Below are 26,817 nucleotides of genomic sequence, written 5' to 3'. Positions count from 1 at the left end.
GCCCGCACCGTCCTGAGCAGCGGATATGGGTACCAGCACGGGGCCTGCCGTTGGTGACGGCGCAGCAATCGTGCGGTCGTGCCCAACCCGCAGAATTGCTTAGCTACGCTCTGCAACCGGCGGCAGGCGCGTGAACCTGCCCTTGCGGAGGGATCTGATGAAGCTATTTCGCACAATCACGCTTGTCGGCACGGTCGTACCGCTCGCGATGGCTTGCCAGGGGTCGCCCAGCGCGGAGCAGTCCGCCGAGGGCGGCACGTTGTCGGACGCGCCGGCGGCGACAGCGGTGATCGAACAGTCCGGGTTCGGTGGATCGGGTGATTATCTGTGGGTGACCTCGACCGTGCGGGACGTGCCGGTGGGCCAGTTCGCCACCGTCTCGTTCAACCTGTTTGGAGCCGACGGCGCGTTGCTCGCGACGGAGTCCCAGGTTGAGCAGGCCGTTAATCCCGGAGCCCGCATCACGGTGGGCACCCAGGTCTCCGTGCCCAACGGCCAGCCGGTGACACGGGTAGAACCGACTCTTGAGGTCAGCGATCACCCGCAGACGAAACCGGTCGAGTTCAGCGACGTGGTGCTGGAGGTTGGCCCGGTAACCATCGGTCAAGACACCTTTGGCTCCCCCACAGCGGACGCCGAGCTGACCAATCCGTCGGATCAGCAGATCCCCGCTGCCCGAGTGGGTGTCATTTGCTTCGACCCGCATGGGCAGATCATTGGGGGCGGCTCAGAATTCCCGGATGTCGTGCCCGCCAACGGCAAAGTCAAGGTATCGGCACGTCTCGTCGTGACCGGAATTCCTGATCGCTGCGAGATGACGGCTCAGCCGTCCGCCTTCTGAGTCAGGCGTCCAGGACGGTCGCCGCGGCACGGAAAACTCGGGCGACGCCCACGGGGTTATCCCACCCGGCCCACGCGCCCTCGGCGACTGCGGCGGATCGCTGCCGTAGCGCGGGGGACTCCTCACCATGGACGACATCCCAAGCGATGAACGCGGCCACCGTGCTGGTGTCGCAAGCGGTCAGGTCGGCGAAGCACCCGATGGCGGTCAGCTGGTCGGCGTAGACCCGCAGAACGTCCCGAAGTGTCCCGGCCCGTGGGGAACCGGCCGCCACGATCAGCGCGGCGGGGTTGAGGCGGTCAGGAACAGTGATGTCGGTGTCGGTGTCCATACTGGTGACCGTAGCTCTTGAAAACGTGAAATCACAAGGCCCACAACGTATTACGAATATGCGTAGCAGTACGCATAGTCGTACACCATGAACTTATGCGTTTCAGAGACGGAGGTCTTGTCCTGGGATTAGACTCAGTACCCCCGCCACCACCCAAGGAGAACCGCCACAATGGGGCGCCACCGCCGACCCGGGAACCCTTTAACCCCGGCCATCGTCGAGGACCTGAAGGGCAAGGGTTACAGCCAGTCAGAGATCGCCCGGAGGTATGGCGTTACGCGCCAATACATTTCGTGGATCAAGTACAACTACGACGGCCGTCTGACCCCGACCGAGCAATTGCTGCAGCAACACTTTCCGTTCCAGGTCCCGACCGAGATGGGTCAGACCAGCCCCTACCGGCGTTTGCGCGATCATGGCCGGTACGTGGCGACGTGGGGCGTCGGGATGGACAACGGGACCTTGGGCCGTCTGCGCGGGTTTTACCGGAAGCTGCAGGATCAGGTGCTGGAGTTCGACCCCAACATCCCGCCGATCCCGGGGGTGAGCAGCAAGGGAGGTTGGCGGTACGTGCCGCGCACCGCTGACGACGGTGACCTGATGATTCGCGTCAACGACTACACCGAACTGACCGACGAGGGTCGCCGGGTCTGGCGACTCCCGGCCGTCATGCCGTGACAGACCACCACAGGAAGGAGGGGCCACATGTCTCGTGGCGCTGATACGCCGAAGCCGGAGACCCAGAAGTCGCGCGCTGGTGCGTGGAGTCGTCTGGGCGCGAAGCCGTCCGGTCGCAACATCCAGGCCCCGCCCCCCAGGGAGTACAAGCCGCGCACGGACGGCCCCACCATTCCCGACCCGACCGCGATCCTGGACGGTGAGACGTTCCGATCCCGCAAACCCAGCGACTGGAAACGCGGCCGCCGCCGCAAAGACTGATCGCTGAACGGGTGCCGCCGCCACCTGGTTGGCGGTACCGTCACCGTGGTGTAGCCGAACGCGCCGGTAAGCGTTGAGGGTTCGCAGGGACGCGCAGATGGCCCCGACCGCTTCAGCTCATAAACGCAGAAGCCCGGCCCCCGCAGTGCCAGCGGAGACCGGGCTTCTCCAACCAAAAAGGAACCTCAGAAAGGGTGGTCACCGGCCGTGGAGGAATCCGGATCGCACCGTCAAGTTTAGCGGTCGTGACGCGGATTCTGTTGGCGCACACGCCTAGGCGTACAGCGCCACCACGTTGGCGACAAAACCAACGACGACTCCTAGGACCAGGATTGCCACACCACCCCACCGCCGGAAATCGCTGATCTCGCTCTGCGCGTTCAAATGCCGGACAAGTGCCTGACGCTCCATTTGCCCAGCCGGTCCCATCTGTCGCAACGCGCGATCGGCGTCCTGGCCCATCGCCTGGTGGAGAGCGCGCGCCAGTGGCGGCCCCTCAATCATCGAGCGGTGATGTTCCTGAACCGCGCCCTCCGCTGCCGCGAGGTCCATCTTCAACCGGCGGGTATTCCGAATCGTTTGCCACACGTCGAGAATCACCAGCACGGCACCGGCCAGCTGCATCCCCAGGGCGAATGCGAACAGCAGAATCGCTCGCGCCCGCATGTCCGGCATGACAACCCACAACAACACCACGAGACCGACCAGCACAACGGACCCCAAACCAGCACCGATACCCGCAGCCACCCTGTTCCGCGTGGTGTCATCCTGCGGTGTGTTGCTGTCGTCGTTCGCGACTAACGGGGGCGATTCATCCGCAGCTGCCGTCTCCGCGAGACGGCGAAGCGGCTCCCAAGGATCGTTCCGTTCCACCTGCCCAGTATGTGGTCCGAACCCATTGGCACGAGAACGATTCAGCGGGTTGCCGCGGCGCGGTCGTACAACCCGAATAGGCGGGCCTGCTGATCCATCTGACGCAACACCATCACGGATGCCTGATAATCACCGGCCATCGCATCAGCCCAATTAGCGCGGATCAACGCCTCCGACCGCTCCACGAACATCGCCCCAGCCTCCGACGCCAGCACGTCCTGGCGAGCATCACCAGCCAACGCTCGCTGCATGATCGCGTGGATTGTGCTGGGCGACCTCAGCCCCACGGCGGCCCCGGCCTCCCGGTAACTGGCCCCCGCCAGGACCAGCTGCACCACCCGCCGATCCCGACGCTCACGACCACCGTCAACCCGCCTCATACTGTTCGATCCTACGGTGTGCCAACGAGTTAACCGATCAGTGAGAACTACCAGGTCAACAACATGATCTGGGGTGACCCCGAAGGTGTTGCGGCAGTGCGAAAATCGTTCGTCAACTCTCAGGGGGGAAGACCCCTACCGGGCGGCAGTGGCGGCGACCAGCGCGCCGAGTTTCGACCCACCCCCGGTCGTCCAGGTTGCCGGGTGGTGACGGTCGTCCCTCACTCGGTCGTTCCGATGCGCGTCAGCGCACCGTCAGTGTCGGTCGTCCATGTGTTGCCGTTAGCGTCGGAGAATGACACGACGGCCTCGATCCGACGGGCGTCGGGTTTGACGTCGAAGGTCATGTTGCCGAGGGCATCGTAGGTGGGCGTGGCGATTGGCTCGCCGTCCGCCGTATAGAACGTGCCCAGGAACGATTCATGCGCTGCCGTTCCCGTGCGGATGATCCGGACGACCCGCGCCGAGGTGTTCTCCAGTTTCCATTCGGCGTCGTGGTCTCGGAGCCGCACCTGATCCAGCGTCACGTTGATGATGGGTTGTGCGCCGTGGTTGTGCACCTCGATGCGGTAGTAGAGCGAGTCAGGTGGCCCCACAACCTCGACCTGGACCAGACGCGCCTGCGCGCGCTCGGCTGCACGACGTTCGTCGCGGCGCTCTTGACGGTCCCTTGTTGCGATGACCAGCGCGACGAAGGCAGCGGCCACAGCGCCAAGAGCGGCTACGGCATCGACGATTATCCCGACCACGTTCATGTCAGACAGGTTAGGTGTTCTTCACGGGTAGGTTGTGAACGCGTAGGCGGTCGATAGGTGTCATTCCGCCGATGCCGGTGTGGGGTCGGTGGTGATTGTAGTGATGCAGCCAGTGCTGGTAGGTTCCGGCGCGTTCGGCCTCAGAGCGGTAGGTCTGCGCATAGGCCCATTCAGTGGTCAGGGTGCGGTTGAATCGCTCGACTTTGCCGTTGGTCTGCGGCCGGTAGGGCCGGGTCCTCTTGTGGGCGATGTCGGGGCCGAGCGCTTCAGCGAAATTCTTTGACCGGTAACAGGATCCATTGTCGGTCAACACCCGCTTGACGGTAATGCCATGGTCGGCGAAGAACGCGCTGGCGCGTTTCCAGAACCCCGCGGCGGTTTCTTTGCGTTCGTCGGCGAGGTCCTCGGAATACGCCAGCCGGGAGTGGTCATCAACGGCGTGGTGCAAGAACGTGTATCCCATGCCGCAGCGGTTGCGCCGGCCGGCTTGGCGACCCAGCTTGCGATGGCCGCCCCCGTCGGGGATGCGGCCCAGTTTCTTGACGTCGACATGGACCAAGTCGCCGGGAGCCGGGTGCTCATAGCGGCGGGGTTTGGGCCGGCGTACCGGCAACCCGGTGTTCTGGTCCAGGTGCCGCAGCAATGGCATGCGGTAGCGGCGTAACACCGCTTCTACCGTTGACCGCGCCAACCGCAAATGGGCGGCGATACGATGTGGGCCCCACCGCCGGGTGAAGCGCAGGTTGACGATGCGCCGCTCACGTCGTTTCGGCAACCGCAACGGACTGCGATGCGGCCGGCTGGGCCGGTCTACCATCGCTGCTTCGCCACCGTCGCGATAACGGGTCGGCCCATTTCTTGGCTGTGGCCACCGAACATTGGAACCGCTCAGCAGCGCGCCGCAAACTCCAGCCCTGATCAACAACAGCCTGCGCAAGCCGCAACCGCCCACGAGGAGTCAACGAAGCATTAGCGTGGACCATGAGGACCTCTCGGTAATTGGATGTGCGTGTTTGGTAACCACACCGATACCGGAGGTCCTCACCTACTTCCGCTCACCACGCCGTTCACAACCTGTCTGGGAGTTACAGTTAGGGCGGTGGCCGCGCGGCAGACGACCAGGAATGCCGCGCGGCCACCGGGTCTAGGTGTAGTTGGTGATGGCGGGTTGGACGAGCATGGCGATGCCGTGGCCGGCTGAGCGCAGGATGCGCTGGCGAACCAGTTGGTGCACCCGCTGTTCCGCGACTCCCATCTGTTGGGCCGCTTCCTCGACCGTCACGAACCCTTCCAGCTGTTCGTGGTCCAGTCGTGCGTCCAGGGCGTCGTCCCACCAGGCCATAGCTATGCCGTCAGGTCGACGATGGCGAACGACAGCGGCTTGAGGACGCCGATACCGAAGCGGCCCTCCGCACGGACGATCGCCTGGTTGGTGGTGAACAGGTCGCCACCGGCATCGACGTCGAGCCGTACCCCCTCACGGACATACAGCCGCAGCTGGCCCCAGTCGCCCAGGATGGCAGTGCCTTCTGGGACACTGTTGGACACCACGCGCGGGGTGGTCGGCCCGAACACGTTGCCGCTGCCAGCGTTGGTGTTCTGGTAGCCATCGAGCAGGAACCCGGCATCAGCAGCCTCGGTACCGCCCCACTGGAAGCGCAGCAGGTTGATGGTCTGGGCGTCGGCGGGGTTGAGTACCCACCCGTTGGGCTGCGCGCCGATCAGCTGCAGTGCCGTCACTGCTGACCGCATGGTGGTGGGCAGGTCGGTGTCGAACGCGACCGACGTGGTGCCGGTGGTGGACAGAAGGCCCGTCAGGTTCTCGCCTTCGCCGTCACCGGCGATCACCTGAGCCTCCAACGCGTCCAAGACGCCCTCGGCCATCTCCGTGTCGAGCCAACGGTTCAACTCTGGGTGGTCCTGGAACAAGCGGATCGGCATCGGCTCCGACAGGTGAGCGATGACCCGGGCGCGATCATCGACCAGCTCCAGCGAGAACACCGAGGTGGGCTTGGTACCGCCATCGGCGACGGCCGTGGCGTTGTTGGTGCGCACGGTCTGCCGGTAGTACTCGAAAGCGTTGCCCTCGATGGCCTTTCGGTTCGTGAACAGGTCGATCAGCCGGGACGGCCGCTCCTTGGCCGACACCTCCGACTCGACCAGGGTGGGGACATCGACGCTATCCGATGCGATGGCGCGGGCTTCCCCGCCGAGCTTGAGCAGCGCGTCGGCCGCGCGCGCCGCCCAACTGGTGCCGCTGAAGTGCGCCCCCCTGATAAACGCGCAGATGGGGTTGGTGCGACCGGACCTTTCGATCTCATCACCCAGCTGGGCGATACGCACGGTCAGGTCCTCGATCTCGGCCGACAGGTCCTGGAACCGCTTGGTCTCATCGCCGGTCAGGCTGTCGCGGCCCTCCGCGAGGACCAGATCGGTGATAGCCACGCGCCCGGCGAGCAGCCGGGCGCGCTTGTCGATCAACTGTTGGAGTCGCTTCTCCATGATGGGTGCCTCCTGGCAGATACGTTGCGGCACAACGTGGGTCACGCGCCGCGCATGAATGGGGGAATCGCATCCGCGCCCAGTGCCAGGGCTGGCCGTAGCTGGTTGGTCATGCCGGGGAGTGCCACCCACAGGCGCACAGCCAATTTGCAGGTCATCCTAACCGAAAGTGGGGCACCCCAGCGAGTTCGGTGACCACTGCACCGGATCCGCTGGGGCACCTCGAGTCCGCGCCTATTGCTGACCCTCGCGCCGTTGGGCGACGGCCTCGGCGCGATCCAGGGCTGCGAAGGCCTGGTGCTCAAGGTATTCCAGGGCTGCCTGTTGGTTTCCGCCGTGTACGGCGATCAGCAGCTGGACCCACTCGGCAAGGGCCGCACCCAGCGTGGTCTGCCAGGCTGCCGGGTGCAGGCACGACAGTTCGGCTAGGACCTGGGTGAAGCCGTCGGTGTTCCCGGCCGCCAGTGCTGCCGCTGCCCGTAGCGCGTCGGCCCGTCCTGGGGCGACAGCATCCGGGATCGGGATTGGGTTGTGTTCGGTCATTCGATGGTTCCCTTCTCTGTGATGTGAAGACCGGCGACGACGCCGCGCGGCCGGTGTCAGTCGTCCTCCCGTCTGTGTCGCGGTTCGCCGGGGTGGTGGTACCCGTTTGCCACCTGGGTGGCGGGTGCTGCGGGGGTGGCGTTTTCGCTGGATGTGGTAAGTGACGCAAGCATTGGCGGTTGGCTCTCGTTCGCCCGCATCGGATCTGCTCCCGGGTCTAGGGACCCTCGGTCGGGGGTGATCGCCCGGCAGCGAACCAGGCAGGGAACACGCCGTAGCTGCCCTGTGGGCTTGGTGCAGTACCGACCCGGAGCGGCACCACAATTCGCGCACGCCACCGACATCGCACCGTCGTAAGCCGCGGCGATGGGTTGAGGCAACGGGATCATCACGGCGCCCCCCTACGGCGGCGGCAGCTACACGCGTCCTGGTGGTACTCGTCCAAGTCGATCCAGCCCGACCCGCCGCACTTGGCGCATGGGCCACTCGGCGGTGAGCTGGCGTGGCCGACCGACGCAGCGGCGGTCGTCTCTCTCAGCATCTGGCGCAGACGCCAATCGTGGTGGGCCGGTTGGTTGGCTTGCCGTACACGCCTGCAGTCGTGGCAGCGTGGTCGCCGGACGTCGATGGGCAATGCCGCATGGTCACGGCATTCCAGTGGTGGTTCGGGGTCGGGGTCGTCCTCGACCACCTCGCCCAACACAGTGATCACTTCTTGCACCTCCACCGTGATGGGGGTGGTGTCGGGAATCGCTGGCAGTCTTTGGGTTTGGGACATGCCGTTCACGCGCGCGTCCCCTACACAAGTACCTGAAGGAGTACCTGATGAAGTACCTGTAGGTGAAATTTCCACCGTCTGATCAGGGTCGACGGGACCAAACTGACGCTCTCCAGAGCGTCGGTAATCATCGCTGGCAGCGTCGGTTTTGACCGCTGGCAGCTTGGGTTTTGGTCGCTGGCGGCGTCGGTTTCCGTTAGAACCGACGCTCACGGCGGCGTCGGTTTCGGTTGGCATCGTCAGGTTGAAGGCTCCACGGCGTGACGCCGCAACACCTTTGCGTGGGCGACCACCTACTGACCGCCACGTCTCAATCACGTACCCGCGGGACGCCAGGTGCCGCACAGCGTCGTTGAAGCGCGCCACGCTCATGCCGCCCTTCACTTGATCTGCCATCTCGTCCAGGTCCACCGCCCACCCCGAGCCGTCCCTCTTGGTGTAGTGGGTGGCGATCACCACCCCCAAGCGAAATGACTTCTCGGTAACGGTGGGGTCACACTGAAGGGCCTTAAGCCAGCTGAACTTGTCGAACGTGTCGGCCACGGTTTCACCCCCTTTGGCTGGTTTTGATGTGAAGTACCCCAGGTTTTGTTCCTAGTTGGTTGCGAGGGCCGGGGTTGGCTGGCTCGCGGGGTGTGAGGTGCCGGTGAGGGCGGCCTCGTACTCGGCTGGTGGGACGTAGCCGAGGGCTTCGTGCAGGCGTTCCTGGTTGTACCAGGCCACCCATCCGGCGGTGGCCAACTCGACGTCGTCGACGCTGCGCCAGGGTTTGCCGCGGTTGATTAACTCGGTCTTGTAGGCGGCGTTGACCGCTTCGGCGAGGGCGTTGTCATAGCTATCGCCGCGGGACCCCACCGAAGGGGCGATCCCGAGCTCGGCCAACCGGTCGGTGTATGTCAACGATAAGTATTGCGACCCTCGGTCGGAGTGATGGATCAACTCAGACAGGTCTGAGTCCGAGTGCCACACAGCATGATTGAATGCTTCCAGCGGTAGGTCCTCGGTGCGCATGCTGGCCGCGACTGCCCATCCCTTGATGGCTTTGGTGCAGGCGTCGGTGACGAACGCGGTGTAGCAGAACCCCTGCCAGGTCCGTACGAACGTGATGTCAGCAACCCACAGCCGGTCTGGGGCCTCAGCGCTGAACTGCCGGTTGACCAGATCAGCAGGCCGGCAGTGCGCAGGGTCGCTGATCGTGGTGAACACCGGCTTACCGCGCTGCACGCCGCGCAGGCCGGCTTTACGCATCAACCGGCGGGTCTGCTCGCGGCCGACCCGCCAGCCGCGGCGTTTCATGGCGTGATGCATCTTCTTGACGCCATAGACCGAGAAGTTCTGCTCGTGGACGGTGCGCAGCTCGGCGATGAGGAGTTCATCGCGCATCGCCCGCTCTGATGGCGGGCGGGCCTTGGCGGCCCGATAGCCCCGGGAGGTGAGGAAACCGGCGATTGCTGCCCGCAGAACACGGCAAATGAGCTCGACCCCGAACTGATCGCGATGCGCATCGATGAAGGCGATCATTTCGTCGCGGGGCGGTCGAGCTCCGCTGCGAAAAACGCGGACGCAGACTTCAAAATCTCGTTAGCTCTGCGCAATTCGGCGTTCTCGCGCTTGAGCTTGCGGATCTCGGCGTGCTCAGTGCTGGTCACGCCGGGGCGCTGCCCGGCGTCAATCTCGGCCTTGCGCCGCCACCGGCGCACCGATTCCTGCGATACACCAAGTTTGCTGGCTACAGACTTGATGGCCTCGAACTCAGAAACCTCTGAGTCTTCCATCGTGGTGTCCAACAACCGAAGCGCACGGTCACGAAACTCCGGCGAATACTTACGTGGCATGTTCCTGATCCTCCTATACGGATCGGAACAAAACCTGGGGTACTTCAATGGCGCACTGGGGTGTTGGGAGTGCTGGTGGTTTGCGTCGTGGTCGTGCGGGCCGGGGTGGTGCTCACCCCGCGATGCCCTGGCGGACGGGCCGCAGCAGTTCGGCTAGCCGGTCGCGCTGGTCGGTTGTGAATCGTGGCGCGGTGGCCACCTGGGCGGCGATCCATTCGCGGTCTGCGGTGGTCAGCGTGGCGGTGCTAAATAATTCTGTGGGGCCGGTCATTTCGCATCGCCCAGCGGGGTGGGGGGATTGTCCGGGTGACCCGCCAACCTGTACATCAGCGAGTCGGCGTCAACGCGGCGGATCCGCCACTGCCCGCGGAGTTTGAACGCCGGGATTCGACCGGCGATGATGGCGCGCTGGATGGTGCGCTTATGACAGCCCAGCGCGCGGGCCAGGTCGGTGGTGGTCAGCGCACCGTCGTTGGGTTGGTCGGTTTTCGTGCTCAAGAGCCGAACTCCTTGCAGACTGTGCCTGTCGTCGGAGTCGCCCTATGGCGTGACAACTGGCCCGTTGGGGCAGTAGATAACTTCGCGGTACAGAGTACAGGTCAGTACGACGCGGGACTAGGAGCGCGAAATAGGTTGTTATAGCGCGATATACGCCGCACACGACGTGGCCTCGCGTGGGATTGTCGCCGCCACGCAGGAATTAATCCCGGGTAACGGCGTGTCACCGGGGACGGTTGTGATCTCGCGGACGGGTTATTTCCAGTCGATCTGCAGGCGGTCGCGGTGCTCGACACCCTTGCGGCGGCCCCGGCCGATGGGCAGCACCGTGATTGTGCAGACGACGCCCAGGACCGCTCGGAAGCGGTCGGGGGTCAACCCCTCCAGCGCGCCCTCAGCGTCGGGCGTGCCCAACGGCAGACCGTCGAGGACCCGTAGCCGTTCCTGGTCGGCATCGACCAACTGCAGCGCGGCCAGCCGGTCCAGGATGCGCGCCGTCGCCCGCGCCGCCTGCTGGCCCGTCAACAGCCCATCGGCCCGCTCGTCAGCGATCTCCAACAGCCTCTGATTCAGAGCGGAACGTTGCTGCCGTACTTGTTCGGCCGCCTCAACGTCGTGCTGCTCGCTGCGAAGCAGGTCCAAAGCGTCGGGTTCGGCGAGCCGCGCCCCCACCACCCCGTAAACCAGCGGCTCGATGTGCTCGGCGCGCATCGACACCCCGCGACAGGTCTTGCAGGAGTAGGTGATGACGTGGCGCTTCTGGCCGGTCGGCTCCTTGACCCGGCCTGCCTTGGAGCGCCCCGGCTCACCACCCGTTGGCTGCATAACCCACTGTCCGGCAAGTGATCCCTCGCACTTCCCACACACCAGCACCCCGGTCAGTAAGTGCTGTCGCACCGACTTGCGGCCAGGGGCGCGGCCCGGGGCGTCCAGCACCGATTGGACCGCCCGCCAGGTGTCTTCATCGACCAGCGGTTCCCACGCGCCCCGGACGGGCTGGCCGTCTTTGTCCAGCACCAGTTCCCGATTGTAGGTGCGCAGCCCTGCGTTGCGCGGCGAGCGCAGGAACAACGACAACGTGCTGGCCGACCACGGCTGACGCTGGCACACCACCTCGGCCGACTTGATCGTCTCGCCGTAATCATCCTTGGGCTTCACCCACTTCTGCCCCCACGCCCAGTCGCCCCGCGCGTTCAACTCCCGCGCCAGCCCCGACAGCGACCCACCGGCCAACACATGCGCGTACATTTCCTTGACCAGAGGGGCGGTAATTTCGTCGGCGACATAGCCGTCGGCGAACCCGAAGGCCCGTTTCCATTGCGGCACACCCCGTTCAGCTTTCTGCTGGGCAGCGCGCAGCTGACGGGCGCGCTTGTGCTCGATTTCATGGGCCGCCACACTGCCTTTCAACCGGGCGATTAACCGCCCCTGGGCCGTGGACAGGTCCACGTCTCCTGACACGGTGGCCAGCTTCAATCCCCGCTCGTCGGCCAGCGCCATGAACCCCTCCAACTCGAGGGGCCGTCGGTGCAGCCTGTCCAGGTCCCAGACGACGACAGCGCGGACCAGGCCGTCGCGGATGTCGGCCAACATCCGCTCGTAATGCTTGCGCTTGCCCGTGGTGGCGCTGGTGTCATTGTCCCGATACTCGACGGGGGTCCACCCCTTGTCGCGGCACAGCTTCTCGCAGTCCTCGCGCTGACGGTGGACGCCGAGTTGCTGGCCCGTGGGGTCGCTGGAAATACGCAGGTAGACAGCTGCTTTGGTGCTTGTGCTGGTCATGGGTGAAACGTAGTTCAGCCTGTCGACAATGAAACACGCACAGCAACTTGAGATTTGACGGGTGGGTCGGCCCCGCCGGATACGGGATGGTGTGGTCGATCTGGCAGACCGCCGCGGGCGCGTCGCACCCGGGGAACCGGCAGGTCAGATCGCGGCACCGGATGAACCGGGTCAGCGCCGCCGACGGCCGGTAGCCGGCCTCGGCGCAGGGCTGCGGCAATGCGACCGGACGCAGCGTGGCCGTCGCCGCCTTCGCGCGCAGAATCGACGCCGGCACCGCACCGTAGCCCGGCAGATACCCCGGATTGTCCGACCGGCCCTCCACCGTCGCCTGTTCGGCGATCACGTTGATGACCAGCCGGGTCGCAGCGGTGTCGGCGGGGTCGGCCGGGCAGTCCTCGGATCCGCAGCCGCATACGAGCCGGTTCTGCCCCTCCGACATCGCCGCCATCGCGTCGGCTCGCCGCTGGTCGGCGGTGCGCGGGTCGTCGCGGCAGACGGTCGCGGCGATCTGATCGAGGCGGGTGTCGAACGCGAAGCCGGCCTCGAACGTGAGCCGGGCCGACACATCGACCATCCCCTGGCCGGCGGGTGTGACCACGACGTAGCGGTCTTCGCCGGGCGATCGCGGTTCGCGGACCCCGGTCGGATCGAACCTCTCCACCCACATGTCGATGCGTTCGTTCAGTGTGGGCCCGGACAGCTTCATCCACTTCGGCGACCACGCCGCCAGCGCCGCGTCCAGCCGGGCCAGCAGGTCGGGATCCACCACGTTGCGGCTGCGGTTCACCAGCGCCGACACCATCCGGAAGTCGATGTCTCCGGCGGCGAACACCGCAGCGACCCGCGGCAGGCGCTCTCGCAGGTCGATCGCCAACTGCAGGCGGCCGGCTGCCCGGCCCCGGCTGATGTTCAGCGCCGCCGAGATCTCGGCGACCACGTTGGCGTGCCCGTCGATCGCCCAGTTCGCTCGTTCGGTGTCGTCCTCGGGCGCCCGGCGGGCGTAGAGCTCGCCGATAGCGAGCATCTCCCGGCCGCACGCCGCGCTCTGCTCGCGCGACGCCGCGGCGATGGAATCGACCACCGCGCCGTCGTCGAGAGATTCGAACATGCGTTCGATGCTACTCGGGGGGTCTGACAGTCCGGCGCGGCTGCGCGCGACTCAGCGGTCGAGCCTGCTCGCGGCTTCCTCGTCGAGCAGCCACACCGTGGCCTCTCGACCGACCGCACCGGCGGCCGGGATGTCGACCGGGTCGGCGCCGTTGACCGCGGCCGCCACCGCATCGGCCTTGGCGGCCCCCGACACCACCAGCCACACCTGACGGGCGCGCCGAACCGCGGGCAGTGTCAAGCTGATCCGCCGCGGCGGCGGCTTGGGGGAGTCGGTGACCGGTACCACCAGCCGTTCGGTCTCGCGTACCGCCGGGGTGTCGGGGAACAGCGAGTTGATGTGCCCTTCGCCGCCCATGCCGAGCAGGTGGACGTCGAACTCCGCGGGCAGCACCTGTTCGTAGGCGGCCGCCGCGGCGGCGATGTCGTCGCCGAACTCACCGTCGCTGGCCGCCATCGGGTGTACGTTGGCCGCCGGGATGTCGATGTGGTCGAGTAGGGCCTCCCGGGCCTGCTTCTCGTTTCGCTCGTCGTCGGCGGCCGGCACGTAACGTTCGTCGCCCCAGTACAGCCGCACCTTGGACCAGTCGATCTCGCCGGCCCGTTCACCGACCCGCTTGAGCAGCGCGATACCGGAGCCGCCGCCGGTCAGCACGATCACCGCCTCGCCGCGCGCGGAGGTGGCCGCGTTGATGGCCTCGACCAGCCGGTCTCCGGCGGCGGTGACCAGCGTCGCGGTATCGGGATGGGTTTCGACGAAAGTGCTCATATGTAGAGCACCTTATCCAGCCCGCGCAGCGCCTCGTGATAGATCTCGTCGGGATCCAGCCGGCGCAGGTCCTCGGCCAGGCACTCACGGGTCTCCCGGCGGCCCAGCGGCAGCAGCGCATCCGGTTTGCCGGTGCGGCTCAACGTTCCGGTGACACCGTCCTGCGGACGGCCCAACGTGATCGTCTCGGAGCTCCGGACCAGTTGCACCTGCAGCGGTCCGGTGGCCCGGCGGACCTCGCAGTCGAGCCGGCTGGCCAGCCAGCCCGCCAGCACGTCCAGCGCCGGTTCGGTGGCCAGCCCGGACACCAGCGCCGATTCGATCGGTTCGTACGGGGGCTGATCGACCGCCGAGGCCAGCAGCGCCCGCCAGTAGGTGACCCGGCTCCACGCCAGGTCGGTGTCGCCGGGGGTGTAGCCGCGCAGCCGGCCCTTGATCGCCGTCAACGGATCACTGCTGGCGGTCGCGTCGGTGATGCGTTTGACCGCCAACCGGCCCAACGGATCCTGCGCCGGCACCGGCGGCGCCTCACCCGGCCACCAGGCCACCACCGGGGTGTCCGGCAACAGGAACGGCAGCACCACGCTGGCGGCCTGGTCGGCGAGCGGGCCCGCGATGCGCAGCACCACCACCTCGCCGACGCCCGCGTCGCCGCCGACCCGGAGCTGACCGTCCAGCCGCGGCTCGGGGGTGGACCGGTCGACCGGCACCACGACGATGATCCGGCAAGGGTGCTCGCGGCTGGCGGAGGTCGCGGCGGCGATGGCGTCGTCGAGCTGATCCTCGCTGTCGGCGGCCACCACCAGGGTCAGTACCCGGCCCAGGGTGATTGCTCCGGCCTGTTCGCGCAGCGCGGTGATCTTCTTGTTGATCGCGTTGGTGGTGGTGTCCGGCAGGTCGACGATCAATGCTCGGCTCCTTCGTCGCCTTCGGTGATCAAGGCCGCCTCCACTCCCGGCCCGTGCGCCGCAGCATCTCGAACGCCGACTCCGGCCCCCAGGTGCCCGCCTCGTACGGATCGGGTTTGCCGTGCGACGCCCAGTACTCCAGGATCGGGTCCAGGATCTTCCACGACAACTCGACCTCGGCGTTGACCGGGAACAACGACGGTTCACCGAGCAGCACGTCGAGGATCAGCCGCTCATAGGCCTCGGGGGAGTCCTCGGCGAACGCCGAACCGTAGGAGAAGTCCATGTTGACGTCGCGGACCTCCATCGCGCTGCCCGGCACCTTGGACCCGAACCGCAGTGTGACACCCTCGTCCGGCTGGATCCGGATCACCAGCGCGTTCTGGCCCAGCTCCTCGGTCATCGTCGCGTCGAACGGCAGATGCGGCGCCCGACGGAACACCAGTGCGATCTCGGTCACCCTGCGGCCCAACCGTTTTCCGGTGCGCAGATAGAACGGCACCCCGGCCCAGCGGCGGGTGTCGATCTCCAGGGTGATCGCCGCGAACGTCTCGGTGGTGGAGTCCTTGGCGAAACCCTCCTCCTCGAGCAGCCCGACCACACGCTCGCCGCCCTGCCAGCCCGCGGTGTACTGCCCGCGCGCGGTGGTCTGGTCCAGCGGCTGCGCCAGCCGCACCGCGGAGAGCACCTTGATCTTCTCGGCCTGCAACTGGCGGGGATGGAAGCTGACCGGTTCCTCCATCGCGGTCAGCGCCAGCAGCTGCAGCAGGTGGTTCTGGATCACATCGCGCGCCGCGCCGATCCCGTCGTAATAGCCGGCGCGCCCGCCCAGGCCGATGTCCTCGGCCATGGTGATCTGCACGTGGTCGACGTAGTGGTTGTTCCAGATCGGTTCGTACAGTTCGTTGGCGAACCGCAGCGCCAGGATGTTCTGGACCGTCTCCTTGCCGAGGTAGTGGTCGATGCGGAACACCGACTCCTCCGGGAACACGCTGTTGACCACGGCGTTGAGCTCGACCGCGCTCTGCAGGTCATGGCCGAACGGCTTCTCCACGACCACCCGGCTCCACCGGCCCGGCTGGGGGCGGGCCAGCCCGGACCTGCGCAGCTGTTCGCACACCAGCGGAAACGCCTTCGGCGGAATCGACAGGTAGAAGGCGTGATTGCCGCCGGTGCCGCGCTGCACGTCGAGCTTCTCCAGCACCTCGGTGAGCCGGGCGAAGGCCGCATCGTCGTCGAATGTGCCCTGGACGAACCGGAATCCCTCGGCGAGCCGGTCCCACACCTCCTGCCGGAACGGTGTGCGGGCGTGGGTCTTGACCGCCTCGTAAACAACCTGGCCGAAATCCTCGTCGGCCCAGTCCCGGCGGGCGAACCCGACCAGTGAGAACGACGCCGGCAACAGCCCACGGTTGGCCAGGTCGTAGATCGCCGGCATCAGCTTCTTGCGGGACAGATCCCCGGTCACCCCGAAGATCACCATGCTGCACGGGCCGGCGATCCGCGGCATCCGCTTGTCGCGCTTGTCGCGCAGCGGATTCCGCCAGCCCGGTGGGGCCGGTTCAGCGAGTCCGGCCACCGGACCGAACCCAGCCGGGTCGGTCATTTCCCGAGGGTGTCGAGTTGCTCCCGGGTGGCGTCGAGCAGCTCCTCCCAGGACTGCTCGAACTTCTGCACGCCTTCGTTCTCCAGCTTCAGGAAGACGTCGTCGAGGTCGATACCGACGGCGGTGAGCTGGTCGAAGATCGCCTGCGACTCCTCGGCCCGGCCGGTCACGGTGTCGCCGGTGATCTCCCCGTGATCGGCCACCGCCTCCAGCGTCTTCTCCGGCAGCGTGTTCACGGTGTTGGGCGCGACCAGTTCGGTGACGTAGAGGGTGTCGGGGTAGGCGGGGTTCTTCACCCCGGTGGACGCCCACAGCGGCCGCTGTACCCGGGCGCCGTCGGCCTTCAGCGCCTCGAACCGCGACCCACCCTCGAACACCTCCCGGTAGGCGGCATAGGCCAGCCGGGCGTTGGCCAGCCCGGCCTTACCGCGCAGCGCCAGCGCCTGTTCGGTGCCGATCGCCTCCAGCCGGTTGTCGATCTCGGTGTCCACCCGCGACACGAAGAACGAAGCCACCGAATGGATCTTGGACAGATCGTGGCCGGCCTGCTTGGCGGCCTCCAGTCCGGCGAGATAGGCGTCCATCACCTCGCGGTAGCGTTCCACCGAGAAGATCAGCGTGACGTTGACCGACACCCCCTCGGCCAGCACCGCGGTGATCGCCGGCAGACCCGCCTTGGTGGCGGGGATCTTGATGAACAGGTTGGGCCGGTCGACGATCTTCCACAGCTCGATCGCCTGCAGGATCGTCTTGTCGGTGTCGTGCGCCAGCCGCGGATCCACCTCGATGGACACCCGGCCGTCCACCCCGTCGGACGCCTCCCACTGCGGGCGCAGCACATCGCAGGCTTCCCGGACGTCGTCGGTGGTCACCGTGCGGATGGCGGAGTCGACGTCGGCGCCGCGGGCGGCCAGCTCGCGGATCTGCTCGTCATAGGAGTGACCCTTCGACAGCGCCGCCTGGAAGATCGACGGGTTGGTGGTCACCCCGACGACGCAGCGGGTGTCGATGAGTTGCTGAAGGTTGCCGGAGCGCAGCCGGTCCCGGGACAGGTCGTCCAGCCATACCGATACCCCCGCCGCCGAGAGGGCGGCGAGATTTGGGTTCTGTGCCATCGGATTGCCTCTCGTCAGTTGTCCAGCGAGCGTTCGGCGGCAGCCACCACGGCCTCGGGAGTGAAGCCGAACTCGCGGAACAGCGTCTTGTAATCGGCCGACTCGCCGTAGTGCTCGATGGAGACGACCTCACCGGTGTCACCGACCAGCTTGTGCCAGCTCTGCGCGACACCGGCCTCCACCGCGACCCGCGCCGACACCGCCGGCGGCAGCACGCTGTCGCGGTACTCGACCGGCTGCGACTCGAACCACTCGACACACGGCATCGACACCACCGACGCACGGATGTCCTTGTCCGCCAGGATCTTCTGCGCTTCCACGCACAGCTGCAGTTCGGAGCCGGTGCCGATCAGCACGACGTCGGGCTGTTCGGCCGGGGTGCCGCCCAGCACGTAGCCGCCGCGGGCCACGCCCTCGCGGCTGGTGCCCTCCAGCACCGGCACACCCTGGCGGGTCAGGCACAGGCCGACCGGGCCGCTGCCGGCGCCGCGGCACAAGATGGTGTGCCAGGCGTAGGCGGTCTCGTTCGCGTCGGCGGGTCGCACCACGGCCAGGTTCGGGATGGCCCGCAGCGCCGAGAGGTGCTCGATGGGCTGATGGGTGGGGCCGTCCTCACCCAGGCCGATCGAGTCGTGCGTCCAGACGTAGATGGTGTCGATGTCCATCAGCGCGGCCAGCCGCACCGCCGGCCGCATGTAGTCGGAGAACTGCAGGAACGTGCCGCCGTAGGCGCGGGTCGGGCCGTGCAGCACGATGCCGGACAGGATCGCGCCCATGGCGTGCTCACGCACCCCGAAATGCAGGGTGCGGCCGTACCAGTCGGCGGTGTACTCCTTGGTGGAGATCGACGGCGGCCCGAACGACAACGCTCCCTTGATGGTGGTGTTGTTGCTGCCGGCCAGGTCGGCGGAGCCGCCCCACAGTTCGGGCAGCTTCGGGCCGACCGCGGAGAGCACCTCGCCGGAGGCGGCGCGGGTGGCGACGGCCTTGGAGCCGGGCTCCCAGGACGGCAGGTCGGCGTCCCACCCGTCGGGCAGCTGCTGCGCGGTGAGCCGGTCCAGCAGCGCCTTGCGTTCCGGTTCCCGCTGGGCCCAGGCGTCGAAGTCGGTCTGCCACTTCTGGTGGGCCTCGCGGCCGCGGTCCCGCAGCTTGCGGGTGTGCTCGATGACCTCGTCGCGCACCTCGAAGGTCTTCTCCGGATCGAAGCCGAGGATCTTTTTGACCGCGGCGACTTCCTCCTCGCCCAGCGCCGCGCCGTGCACCTTGCCGGTGTTCATCAGTTTCGGCGCCGGATAGCCGATCACGGTGCGCAGCGCGATGAACGACGGTTTGTCGGTGACCTTCTTCGCCTCTGCGATGGCCTTCTCGATGCCGACGACGTTCTCGCCGCCCTCGACGGTCTGCACATGCCAGCCGTAGGCCTCATAGCGCTTGACGGTGTCCTCGGACAGCGCGATCGCGGTGTCGTCCTCGATCGAGATCTTGTTGTCGTCGTAGAAGACGATCAGGTTGCCCAGCTGCTGGGTGCCGGCCAACGACGACGCCTCGCTGGTGACGCCCTCCTGGATGTCGCCGTCGGAGGCGATCACATAGATGTAGTGGTCGAACGGGCTGGTGCCCGGGTCGGCGTCCGGGTCGAACAGGCCACGCTCGTAGCGCGCCGCCATCGCCATGCCGACCGCCGAGGCCAGGCCCTGGCCGAGCGGGCCGGTGGTGATCTCCACCCCGGGGGTGTGCCGGAACTCCGGATGCCCGGGGGTCCTGGACTTGAAGGTCCGCAGCGCCTGGATGTCGGACAGTTCCAGGCCGAATCCACCCAGGTACAGCTGAATGTAGAGAGTCAGGCTGGTGTGACCGGCCGACAGGATGAAGCGGTCCCGGCCGATCCAGTGCACATCGTTGGGGTCATGCCGCAGCTGCCGCTGGAACAGGGTGTAGGCCAGCGGGGCCAGGCTCATCGCCGTACCCGGATGCCCGTTGCCGGCTTTCTGGACCGCATCGGCGGCCAGCACCCGTGCGGTGTCCACGGCCAGCGTGTCCAGTTCGGTCCAGTCGTCGGGATGGCTCGGGCGGGTGAGTGCGGAGATCTCTTCGGATGTGGTCACGGCTTTCATTCTGTCCGGTAATCAGGACGTGGGCACCACCCACCCTAATGTCGGAGACCGTGCGGTCGCATCGTCTCCGGAACCGACCGCGATTTCCCGACGCAGGACCGGCGGTCTACCATCGTGTGTAGTAGAAGCGCTACGCGCTGCGGTGATTTCCAAGGAGTTGGTGTGCGTGAGCATTCGCGAGCGCGTCGCGCCGAATCGAATTAGCACGACGCTCCGCGGCTACCTGGCGCTGACCAAGCCCCGGGTGATCGAGTTGCTGCTCGTCACCACGATTCCGGCCATGCTGCTGGCGGGGCGCGGCACTGTCGACCCGGTACTGATCTTCAACACCCTGATCGGCGGCATGTTCGCGGCCGGCGGGGCCAACGCGCTGAACTGCGTGGCCGACGCCGACATCGACAAGGTGATGAAGCGCACCGAACGCCGGCCGCTGGCCCGCGACACCGTGCCACGCAGCCACGCCCTGGTGTTCGGGCTGGCGCTGTCGGTGATCTCGTTCTTCTACCTGTGGTGGACGACGAACCTGCTGTCGGCCCACCTGGCCGGTCTGACCATCGCGTTCTATGTGCTGATCTACACACTGGTGCTCAAGCGCCGGACCTCGCAGAACGTGGTGTGGGGCGGAGCGGCCGGCTGCATGCCGGTGATGATCGGCTGGTCGGCGGTGACCGGCACCATCGAGTGGCCGGCGCTGGTGATGTTCCTGGTCATCTTCTTCTGGACGCCGCCGCACACCTGGGCGCTGGCCATGAAGTACAAGGACGACTACGTGGCCGCCGGCGTGCCGATGCTGCCGGCGGTGGCCACCGAGCGCCGGGTGACCGTGCACATCCTCGTCTACACCTGGCTGACCGTGCTGTCCACGCTGGCACTGGCGCCGGTCACCGGCTGGCTGTACAACTCGGTGGCGCTGCTGGCCGGGGCGTGGTTCCTGATCATGGCGCATCAGCTCTACACCGGGGTGCGCCGCGGTGAACCGGTCAAGCCGCTGCGGTTGTTCCTGCAGTCGAACAACTACCTGGCCGTGGTGTTCCTGGCGCTGGCCATCGACTCGGTGCTGGACCTGCCGACGGTGCTCTGACGCCTGGTTAGCTGCGGCTTGTCGCTTCGCTTTTTGGTGCGACAAGCGGTGTTGCTGCTCAGGTAACCTTCTGCGGGTGAAGCACGCCACAACACGCAGTGTTGCGGGGAGCATTGAGTTCAGATCCTGTCGAATGGGGCCGGTTCGTGCCTCCGTATGGGAAAACCCCGTCAGTTCGGATTTGTGGGGCGGGGTGGGTGATGACTGAGGAGTTGCGAGTCGATACGGACCTCGTGAGCGCCGCCGGTGGTCGCATCAAAGGGCTGGCTGAAGCGATTCCCGCACCTCCTGAGGTATCGCCACCGGTCGGAGAAGATGCTTTGACTGCGGCGATCTCGGAGCGGATCACCGAGGTGGTAGATCCAGTGATCGAGGCGCTCCCCGTGACGAAGGAAGAACTGAAGCAGTTTGCTCAGAACGTGGTGAGCGCGGCTGACGAGTACGACGCCAAGGATCGGCAGATCGCCGAGGAGATCCTGAAGCAAATAGGTGCGTTCGATGAGCCGCCGGCTCACGGCGGGGCTGTCCCGAGTGGCGGTTCGTCGGCGGTCACAGGTCCTTCTTCTCCACTATCCGCGGCGGGTGCATCTGTGGGCGGTATGACGGGCGCTTCGGTCGGTGGCGCTGCCGGTCAGGCTGGCGGGTTTGAGCAGATGATGGGGATGCCGATGCAGATGGCTCAGCAGGCCGCGCAGATGCCGATGCAGATGGGCGGCATGGCTGGTCAGCTACCGCAGCAGCTCGCGCAAGGTGCGCAAGGGGCAATGGAGCAAGTTACTCAGCTTTCTGGGCTGGCGGATGGTGACCAGCAGGGACTCGGAGACGATCAGGCGGGTGAAGCGGTCGATGGGGTGATGTCTGAACAAGCGTCAGCCGAGCCGGAGTCACAAATACCTGCTGCCGTTGCCGAGCAGCAAGAACAGACCGACCAACCCGGTGAGCGGGCGCCGGTGGGGTCGCCTTCGGCCCGTTCAGCTGTATCGGATGCGGAGATTGTTCTGTGAGCGCCCTGCTAGGGCGAAACAGTGAAAGGTGGGGGTCTGCTCGATGACGTTGCCGCCGTCGAATAATCCGCCCCCTCCGGGTGGGGGCCTGTATCCGCCGCACCAGCCCGGTGGTCAAGGCGGCCCGCAGTATGTGCCGTGGCAGTTGCAGCACCAGCAGCAGCCGCAATGGGCGGGCGGTCCACCGCCAAAGAAGCGGGGTAACGGTTGGAAGTGGGCGCTGGGCGGGGTGGCGTTGGTAGCCGTGATCGCGGTGACGGCGGTCGTGTCGATTTCGGTCGCGGGCGGCGGCGATAGCTCACCGACCGCACCGTCTGGCGATGGTGACTCTGAGTTCGCTAGCGCTAACGACACTGGACCGGTCAATATCATCACGGAAGATCCGACCTGCGCTGTGTGGACACCGATCGCGAGTACATTGGTGGCGATTGAACAGCGAGGTTGGGATAAACGTAATCCCACAATTCCCGCGACTGCTTGGACCGCGGAGCAGCGTACCCAGTATGAGGACGTTGGTCGCGCGATGCGAGACGCGGCAGATCAAACGATTCAGTTGGCTGAACTAACACCGAACCGAGTACTTCGACATTTTTACGAACAGTTTATAGCCTATGCTCGCGCCTACAGCAGCGCGATTCCCGATTACACGCCGGACGACAATCACCTGGCTGGGGTGGTGAACTCTAGTTCTGGTGCAGTCACATTTGCATGCGCTGCAATAACTTATGGGTCAGCTCAGGCGCGGCAACCTTTGGTGGCGCCACCTTCTATATCGGCGGGTCTTCCTTCTACGTCTGATCCGGCAAGGGTGCAACCCTTTCTAAGTGCTGTCGACCCCATTTGTGCGGATTGGTACCAACTGCTGACTAACTTTGACAGCGATCCAATCGTGGAATCTTGGAAGCAGCTCGACGCCAATATTTCGGCTAGTGAATGGAGTACCGACCAACGGGCTGTTGTGGATGCAGTTAAGCCGGTGATGGATGCGTTCGCGAACGATATCGAAAAGCTAGGAGAGGCGAGTGATAATCCTGCGATGCGCGATTTTGCTGCGTTTGCGACCCAATATCGTCGTGCGTATGTGAAAGCGCTTCCCACGTATACTGCCGCAGACTCATATCTTTCCCGAGCGGCCGCCCGGGCGACATCCACCATTTACGAGGCCTGCAAAGCCGCTGAGGTCAACTAATGGGTATCGATAGCTGCTATCGGTGAGGCGGCGGCCTCGTTGACGGCGGCCGCTGACCATATGGCGACGTGTCGCTTCCCGGCCTTTCCGCCGTATCACTCGGACCGTCCGGACTACGGACTGATGGTGGCTGCTGGATCGTGTTTGGCCGAGGAAAACCACCGCACCCCATTGCGTGACAACCTCGTCGGAGTCGGGGGAGCGGCAGGTTCGGCGGAATTCAACCCATATGTCCACGGGCTGTTCGAGTTGGAGTTGGCCACCCATCGCCGGATGTACCGACTGTTATACGAGTTCTGCCGACATGTGGGCTTCGATGTGGCTGATGAACCGGGTCTTGGCCCGTCCCGATGACGTGGATAAACAGGCGCTGTGAAGGTGGGCTTAATTTTTCGCTGCGGTCGACGAATTTACGGCGCTGACCGCGACTCAAGGAGGAGCGATGGCTGACAAGATCCGAGTGGCCGCTGAGGAATTACATGCCCGGGCACAGTGGATTGAAGATCAGGCTGGCGACTGGCCGACCGGGGCCCCGACGGCGACAGCGCCAGATGGGCTGCCGTCTACGAAAACCGCTGTCGACAACCTCAACGCATACGCCGAATCGCTGCAGCAATATACGGACGCCACCAAAGAAGAAAGTCTGCGGTTGGCGAAGACATTGCGCGAAGTCGCCAACGCCTACGAGGCTGTCGACAAATCCTCCGCGGATGCCATCGAGCGGTTGCAACGCGTGGAGGCCGTACCCGTCCCGCCGCCGCTGCCTGGACCGCAGCTGCCGCCACCGGCGCCGCGCCCGCAGAAGGTCAGCGCCGCAGGATATAGCACCGTACCCGAAACCGAAGCGTTACTGAACAATCCGGGAGATCCCGGCTCCTTGGGCCAGGCTGCGGGACAGGGGTTGAAGACGGTGCTTGAGGTGCAACGCGGTGCGCCTGACGCCAACTTCCATGATTGGGAGGGAGTCGCCGCTGACGCGGCGTTCTCGAAGTTCAACCAGTTCCGTGACTGGATCGATGAACTCGCTGGCGGGTGGGCGAAGTACACCGCGGCAGCCAAAACCGTGATCGACGCACATACGGCGGCAGTCACGGCACACCACCCAATTTGGCAGGAATACGACAACCTGCAACGTCATTTGGATGACGAGCTATCGGGAACCTCCCCGGATCCGGCGGAAGTCGAGCGCATCCTCAAGGCGATGGAAGCCGAGGAACAGAAATCTGTCGATGTGCGGGAAAGCTATGCGCAGAAAGCAGATGTCGACCTGGCCCCGTTGCCTGATCCGCCGTTCGGGTCGAGGGCGGGCGCGGGTGGTCCAGCCGGCACCGGCACCGGAGGTGGCGGTGCCGGTGAGGGTGCCGGCGGCGGATCAGGAGCCCCAGGAGCGCCGTCGGGGATGCCGATGGGTGAGCCGGTGATGTCGCCGGCCGGTCTGGATCGGCTGCGGGACAGCCGCAAACGGGCTCGCCAACCGGTGCGGGTGCTCCGTCGGGTGCGGGTGCACCATCAGGTGGGGTGCCGTCGACAGGAGGCGGTGCTTCCACGGGTGGGATGCCCGGCGGCCTGCCGGGCGGTAAGCCCGGCGATATGCCGAAGCTGACTGAGCCGAACTTGAAACCTGACTTGGGCCACTTTTTGGGAGCAGCGGTGACCGCGGGTCGTTGAGCTGCGGTTATCGGTGTTGGCGGGTCGAGATGTGTGCACTAAATGGTGGCTCGTAGGGTGCGGTGGTGGCGTATGTGCGCACTGTGAAGACCGCCTCGGGAGCCACGGCGGTGCAGATCGTGTGGTCTTCGCGAAAGGGCTCGCGCCAAATCGAGCATCTCGGCTCAGCGCATGATGAGGCGCAATTGGAGGCGCTGAAAGCCGCAGCAACACAGCGGCTGGCCGCCGGTCAGCAGTCGTTGGATCTCGATCTTGGGCAGAACCGCACCAGTGATGGGCCGTTGAAGATCACCGCGTCGTGTTCGCAGCACCTGTGGGATGCGCTGTGCCACGCCTACCGGGTGCTGGGATTCGACCGTGCCCTCGACGGCGATGAGGTGTTCCGTGACTTGGTGCTAGCGCGCATCATCGAGCCGACCAGCAAGGCCGATTCACTGCGGGTGCTCGCTGAGACCGGGGTGGATCCGCCGGCGTACCGCACCGTCAAGCGCCGTTTACCCGCTTTCGCTAAAGACGCTGTGACAAGCACTATCCAAAGCATGCGCGACACATGCTCAACTGGGTCCGGCCTCGTTGGTGCTCTACGACGTGTCAACGTTGCACTTCGAGACCGATGTCGCTGATGGGTTTCGCGAGCCGGGTTTTTCGAAGGAACGCCGCCTGGATCCGCAGATTACCCTCGGGGTGCTCACCGACGCCTCCGGGTTTCCGCTCAACGTAGCGGCCTTCGAGGGCAATAAAGCCGAGACCGCGACCATGGTTCCAGTCATCAACGCGTTCAAGGCCGCCCACCGGTTGACCGATGTAACCGTGGTCGCTGATGCCGGCATGATTTCGGAGAGCAACCAGGTCGCTCTGCAGGCGGCCGGGTTGTCGTTCATCCTGGGCACCCGCATCCCGTATCTGCCCGATGTGGTGCGCCAATGGCGTGACGACCACCCCGACGACCAGGTTCCCGACGGGTTGGTGCTGACCCAGCCGTGGCCGTCGACCAGTGCGGAGAAGGCCCGCGGGATCCCGGATCGGGTGATCTACTACCAGTACCGCCACGACCGGGCACGGCGCACACTGCGCGGCATCGATGAGCAGATCGCCAAAGCCCAGCGCGCGGTCGACGGGCACGCCCCGGTCAAACGCAACCGCTTCATCCAGCTCACCGGGGCCACCAGATCGGTGAACCGAACCCTAGAGGCCAAGGTTCGCGCGCTGGCGGGATGGAAGGGCTACACCACCAACCTGACCAGCCAGCCCGCAGAGTTCATCATCGGCGCTTATCACCAGCTGTGGCGTATCGAGAAGTCCTTCCGGATGTCCAAACACGACCTGGCCGCCCGGCCGATCTATCACCGCACCCGCGACTCCATCGAGGCCCACCTGACGATCGTCTTCGCGGCCATGGCGGTCTCGCACTGGATCGAGCACCGAACAGGTTGGAGCATCAAGAAGTTCGTGCGCACCGCACGCCGCTACCGCACCGTGCAGATCCGCGCCGGCCAACAAATCCTGACCGCCGCCGACCCATTACCCGACGACCTCAGCGACGCGCTCACCAACATCCACAGCCGCGATGCGCACTAAATTGGCCCAACTCGGGCCAGGAGCGCCGTCGGGGATGCCGATGGGTGAGCCGGTGATGTCGCCGGCCGGTCTGGATCGGCTGCGGGACAGCCGCAAACGGGCTCGCCAACCGGTGCGGGTGCTCCGTCGGGTGCGGGTGCACCATCAGGTGGGGTGCCGTCGACAGGAGGCGGTGCTTCCACGGGCGGTAAGCCCGGCGATATGCCGAAGCTGACTGAGCCGAACTTGAAACCGGCCAGCGCAGGCGGTGGAGCCGGCGGTGGTGGCGCCGGCGGCGGGGGAGTTGGAGCCTCGCCGCTGGGGCCGGCAGTCACCGCAGAAACCGTCGCACCGGGGGCGGCGGCCGCACGTGGTGGTGCGGCTCCGATCGGAGCCGCGACTGGCGGCGGCGGGATGATGGGCGGCATGGGTGGCCCAATGATGGGCGGCATGGGCGGTCAAGGCCATAACCAGGGCAAGGACAAGCGACGCGATCCCAAACTGGCAGCCGATGAAGACATCTACACCGAAGACCGACCATGGACCGAAGCCGTCATCGGCAACCGGCGCCGCAAAGACCCGAAAGACACCAAAGGACCTCAGGAAACCGGTTCGGCATAACGCCTGATCAATCTCGCA

25 protein-coding genes, 2 pseudogenes and 1 other annotated feature are annotated in these 26,817 nt (G+C 65.8%); of the genes and pseudogenes, 9 read left to right on the top strand and 18 right to left on the bottom strand.

Annotated features, from left to right (window positions below; translation table 11 throughout):
- Positions 1–130 precede the first annotated feature (130 nt).
- Positions 131–841, top strand: a complete 711-nt coding sequence (locus tag CKW28_RS12595) for a hypothetical protein (protein WP_040546695.1) — start codon at positions 131–133, stop codon at positions 839–841.
- Position 842: 1 nt separating this feature from the next.
- On the opposite strand, the gene CKW28_RS12590 is transcribed toward CKW28_RS12595, so the two are convergent.
- Entirely contained in the window at positions 843–1,172 is a 330-nt protein-coding gene (locus CKW28_RS12590; RefSeq protein WP_003925404.1) for a hypothetical protein, read from the bottom strand.
- 171 nt (positions 1,173–1,343) lie between these two features.
- Between CKW28_RS12590 and CKW28_RS12585 the strand changes: the two genes are divergently transcribed.
- Together CKW28_RS12585 and CKW28_RS23610 are read left to right on the top strand one after the other, a co-directional pair.
- Complete coding sequence (locus CKW28_RS12585; protein WP_040546693.1) at positions 1,344–1,850, top strand: helix-turn-helix domain-containing protein; 507 nt, start codon at positions 1,344–1,346, stop codon at positions 1,848–1,850.
- A 27-nt stretch (positions 1,851–1,877) separates the two neighbouring features.
- Positions 1,878–2,111, top strand: coding sequence for a hypothetical protein (locus CKW28_RS23610; protein ID WP_131588038.1), 234 nt, complete (start codon positions 1,878–1,880; stop codon positions 2,109–2,111).
- Between the two features lie 273 nt (positions 2,112–2,384).
- On the opposite strand, the gene CKW28_RS12580 is transcribed toward CKW28_RS23610, so the two are convergent.
- The 17 genes and pseudogenes from CKW28_RS12580 to tkt all read right to left on the bottom strand — a co-directional run bounded on the left by CKW28_RS12580 (position 2,385) and on the right by tkt (position 19,670).
- Positions 2,385–2,984: a hypothetical protein gene (locus CKW28_RS12580; protein ID WP_131588037.1), complete on the bottom strand. Its 600-nt coding sequence runs from the start codon at positions 2,982–2,984 to the stop codon at positions 2,385–2,387.
- A gap of 41 nt (positions 2,985–3,025) precedes the next feature.
- Entirely contained in the window at positions 3,026–3,364 is a 339-nt protein-coding gene (locus CKW28_RS12575) for a hypothetical protein (protein WP_157997568.1), read from the bottom strand.
- Positions 3,365–3,585: 221 nt separating this feature from the next.
- Positions 3,586–4,119 (bottom strand): hypothetical protein, encoded by a 534-nt coding sequence (locus CKW28_RS12570; protein WP_131588036.1) that lies wholly within the window; start codon positions 4,117–4,119, stop codon positions 3,586–3,588.
- A gap of 10 nt (positions 4,120–4,129) precedes the next feature.
- A pseudogene (locus CKW28_RS12565) lies at positions 4,130–5,102 on the bottom strand (IS481 family transposase).
- Positions 5,103–5,263: 161 nt separating this feature from the next.
- Positions 5,264–5,461, bottom strand: a complete 198-nt coding sequence (locus tag CKW28_RS12560) for a MerR family transcriptional regulator (RefSeq protein ID WP_003924875.1) — start codon at positions 5,459–5,461, stop codon at positions 5,264–5,266.
- 2 nt (positions 5,462–5,463) lie between these two features.
- Positions 5,464–6,621 carry a phage major capsid protein gene (locus CKW28_RS12555; RefSeq protein WP_040546488.1) on the bottom strand — a complete coding sequence of 386 codons (1,158 nt, stop codon included), beginning with the start codon at positions 6,619–6,621 and terminating at the stop codon, positions 5,464–5,466.
- Positions 6,622–6,855: 234 nt separating this feature from the next.
- Positions 6,856–7,164, bottom strand: a complete 309-nt coding sequence (locus CKW28_RS12550; protein WP_003924873.1) for a hypothetical protein — start codon at positions 7,162–7,164, stop codon at positions 6,856–6,858.
- Between the two features lie 388 nt (positions 7,165–7,552).
- Positions 7,553–8,485, bottom strand: a complete 933-nt coding sequence (locus tag CKW28_RS23605; protein ID WP_131588019.1) for a hypothetical protein — start codon at positions 8,483–8,485, stop codon at positions 7,553–7,555.
- Between the two features lie 51 nt (positions 8,486–8,536).
- Positions 8,537–9,777, bottom strand: a protein-coding gene (locus CKW28_RS12545; protein WP_435406116.1) for an IS3 family transposase whose coding sequence is annotated in 2 segments (ribosomal slippage) — positions 8,537–9,492 and positions 9,492–9,777 — 1,242 coding nt in all. Because the reading frame shifts where the segments join, the coding sequence is not laid out codon by codon here.
- Positions 9,385–9,502: a sequence feature (AL1L pseudoknot), on the bottom strand. Its footprint overlaps the gene before it by 118 nt.
- A gap of 267 nt (positions 9,778–10,044) precedes the next feature.
- Positions 10,045–10,275: a helix-turn-helix domain-containing protein gene (locus CKW28_RS12540; RefSeq protein ID WP_003923645.1), complete on the bottom strand. Its 231-nt coding sequence runs from the start codon at positions 10,273–10,275 to the stop codon at positions 10,045–10,047.
- A gap of 255 nt (positions 10,276–10,530) precedes the next feature.
- Positions 10,531–12,018, bottom strand: a complete 1,488-nt coding sequence (locus CKW28_RS12535) for a recombinase family protein (protein ID WP_234785015.1) — start codon at positions 12,016–12,018, stop codon at positions 10,531–10,533.
- Positions 11,909–13,168, bottom strand: coding sequence for an HNH endonuclease signature motif containing protein (locus CKW28_RS12530; protein ID WP_003923643.1), 1,260 nt, complete (start codon positions 13,166–13,168; stop codon positions 11,909–11,911). Before CKW28_RS12530 ends, CKW28_RS12535 begins: the two co-directional genes overlap by 110 nt.
- 51 nt (positions 13,169–13,219) lie before the next feature.
- Complete coding sequence (gene pgl, locus CKW28_RS12525; RefSeq protein WP_003923642.1) at positions 13,220–13,936, bottom strand: 6-phosphogluconolactonase; 717 nt, start codon at positions 13,934–13,936, stop codon at positions 13,220–13,222.
- Complete coding sequence (gene opcA, locus CKW28_RS12520; protein WP_003923641.1) at positions 13,933–14,844, bottom strand: glucose-6-phosphate dehydrogenase assembly protein OpcA; 912 nt, start codon at positions 14,842–14,844, stop codon at positions 13,933–13,935. The genes pgl and opcA overlap by 4 nt, the downstream gene beginning before the upstream one ends.
- 28 nt (positions 14,845–14,872) lie before the next feature.
- Positions 14,873–16,450: a glucose-6-phosphate dehydrogenase gene (gene zwf, locus CKW28_RS12515; RefSeq protein WP_003923640.1), complete on the bottom strand. Its 1,578-nt coding sequence runs from the start codon at positions 16,448–16,450 to the stop codon at positions 14,873–14,875.
- A complete protein-coding gene (gene tal / locus CKW28_RS12510; protein ID WP_003923639.1) occupies positions 16,447–17,565 on the bottom strand; it encodes a transaldolase in 1,119 nt (372 codons plus the stop codon). Before tal ends, zwf begins: the two co-directional genes overlap by 4 nt.
- A gap of 14 nt (positions 17,566–17,579) precedes the next feature.
- The gene (gene tkt / locus CKW28_RS12505) at positions 17,580–19,670 is read right to left on the bottom strand and encodes a transketolase (protein ID WP_003923638.1); all 2,091 of its coding nucleotides are present in this window, start codon (positions 19,668–19,670) and stop codon (positions 17,580–17,582) included.
- A 175-nt stretch (positions 19,671–19,845) separates the two neighbouring features.
- Between tkt and CKW28_RS12500 the strand changes: the two genes are divergently transcribed.
- From CKW28_RS12500 to CKW28_RS24310, 6 genes and pseudogenes are all read left to right on the top strand, one after another.
- Positions 19,846–20,760 carry a heme o synthase gene (locus CKW28_RS12500; protein ID WP_081475405.1) on the top strand — a complete coding sequence of 305 codons (915 nt, stop codon included), beginning with the start codon at positions 19,846–19,848 and terminating at the stop codon, positions 20,758–20,760.
- Positions 20,761–20,960: 200 nt separating this feature from the next.
- Positions 20,961–21,764, top strand: coding sequence for a hypothetical protein (locus tag CKW28_RS12495; protein ID WP_131588003.1), 804 nt, complete (start codon positions 20,961–20,963; stop codon positions 21,762–21,764).
- A 43-nt stretch (positions 21,765–21,807) separates the two neighbouring features.
- A complete protein-coding gene (locus CKW28_RS12490; protein WP_110844367.1) occupies positions 21,808–22,953 on the top strand; it encodes an ESX-1 system-associated protein in 1,146 nt (381 codons plus the stop codon).
- Between the two features lie 442 nt (positions 22,954–23,395).
- Positions 23,396–24,556, top strand: coding sequence for a PPE domain-containing protein (locus tag CKW28_RS23600; protein WP_157997567.1), 1,161 nt, complete (start codon positions 23,396–23,398; stop codon positions 24,554–24,556).
- Positions 24,557–24,686: 130 nt separating this feature from the next.
- Positions 24,687–26,199 (top strand): annotated as a pseudogene (locus tag CKW28_RS12485) (IS1634 family transposase).
- 201 nt (positions 26,200–26,400) lie between these two features.
- Positions 26,401–26,799 carry a hypothetical protein gene (locus CKW28_RS24310; RefSeq protein ID WP_131588000.1) on the top strand — a complete coding sequence of 133 codons (399 nt, stop codon included), beginning with the start codon at positions 26,401–26,403 and terminating at the stop codon, positions 26,797–26,799.
- Positions 26,800–26,817 lie beyond the last annotated feature (18 nt).

It is taken from the genome of Mycolicibacterium thermoresistibile, assembly GCF_900187065.1.
Taxonomy (GTDB): domain Bacteria; phylum Actinomycetota; class Actinomycetes; order Mycobacteriales; family Mycobacteriaceae; genus Mycobacterium; species Mycobacterium thermoresistibile.
This window is presented reverse-complemented; position numbering and strand designations above follow the sequence as displayed.

Bases quoted from the DNA above. Each gene is read 5' to 3' on its own strand.
- CKW28_RS24310 (WP_131588000.1), top strand. From the start codon at position 26,401: ATGCCGAAGCTGACTGAGCCGAACTTGAAACCGGCCAGCGCAGGCGGT.
- CKW28_RS12490 (WP_110844367.1), top strand. From the start codon at position 21,808: ATGACGTTGCCGCCGTCGAATAATCCGCCCCCTCCGGGTGGGGGCCTG.
- CKW28_RS12590 (WP_003925404.1), bottom strand. From the start codon at position 1,172: ATGGACACCGACACCGACATCACTGTTCCTGACCGCCTCAACCCCGCC.
- CKW28_RS12550 (WP_003924873.1), bottom strand. From the start codon at position 7,164: ATGACCGAACACAACCCAATCCCGATCCCGGATGCTGTCGCCCCAGGA.
- CKW28_RS12495 (WP_131588003.1), top strand. From the start codon at position 20,961: ATGACTGAGGAGTTGCGAGTCGATACGGACCTCGTGAGCGCCGCCGGT.
- CKW28_RS12575 (WP_157997568.1), bottom strand. From the start codon at position 3,364: ATGAGGCGGGTTGACGGTGGTCGTGAGCGTCGGGATCGGCGGGTGGTG.
- pgl (WP_003923642.1), bottom strand. From the start codon at position 13,936: ATGAGCACTTTCGTCGAAACCCATCCCGATACCGCGACGCTGGTCACC.
- CKW28_RS12570 (WP_131588036.1), bottom strand. From the start codon at position 4,119: ATGAACGTGGTCGGGATAATCGTCGATGCCGTAGCCGCTCTTGGCGCT.
- CKW28_RS12560 (WP_003924875.1), bottom strand. From the start codon at position 5,461: ATGGCCTGGTGGGACGACGCCCTGGACGCACGACTGGACCACGAACAG.
- CKW28_RS12555 (WP_040546488.1), bottom strand. From the start codon at position 6,621: ATGGAGAAGCGACTCCAACAGTTGATCGACAAGCGCGCCCGGCTGCTC.
- CKW28_RS12585 (WP_040546693.1), top strand. From the start codon at position 1,344: ATGGGGCGCCACCGCCGACCCGGGAACCCTTTAACCCCGGCCATCGTC.
- tal (WP_003923639.1), bottom strand. From the start codon at position 17,565: ATGGCACAGAACCCAAATCTCGCCGCCCTCTCGGCGGCGGGGGTATCG.
- zwf (WP_003923640.1), bottom strand. From the start codon at position 16,450: ATGACCGACCCGGCTGGGTTCGGTCCGGTGGCCGGACTCGCTGAACCG.
- CKW28_RS12530 (WP_003923643.1), bottom strand. From the start codon at position 13,168: ATGTTCGAATCTCTCGACGACGGCGCGGTGGTCGATTCCATCGCCGCG.
- CKW28_RS23610 (WP_131588038.1), top strand. From the start codon at position 1,878: ATGTCTCGTGGCGCTGATACGCCGAAGCCGGAGACCCAGAAGTCGCGC.
- CKW28_RS23600 (WP_157997567.1), top strand. From the start codon at position 23,396: ATGGCTGACAAGATCCGAGTGGCCGCTGAGGAATTACATGCCCGGGCA.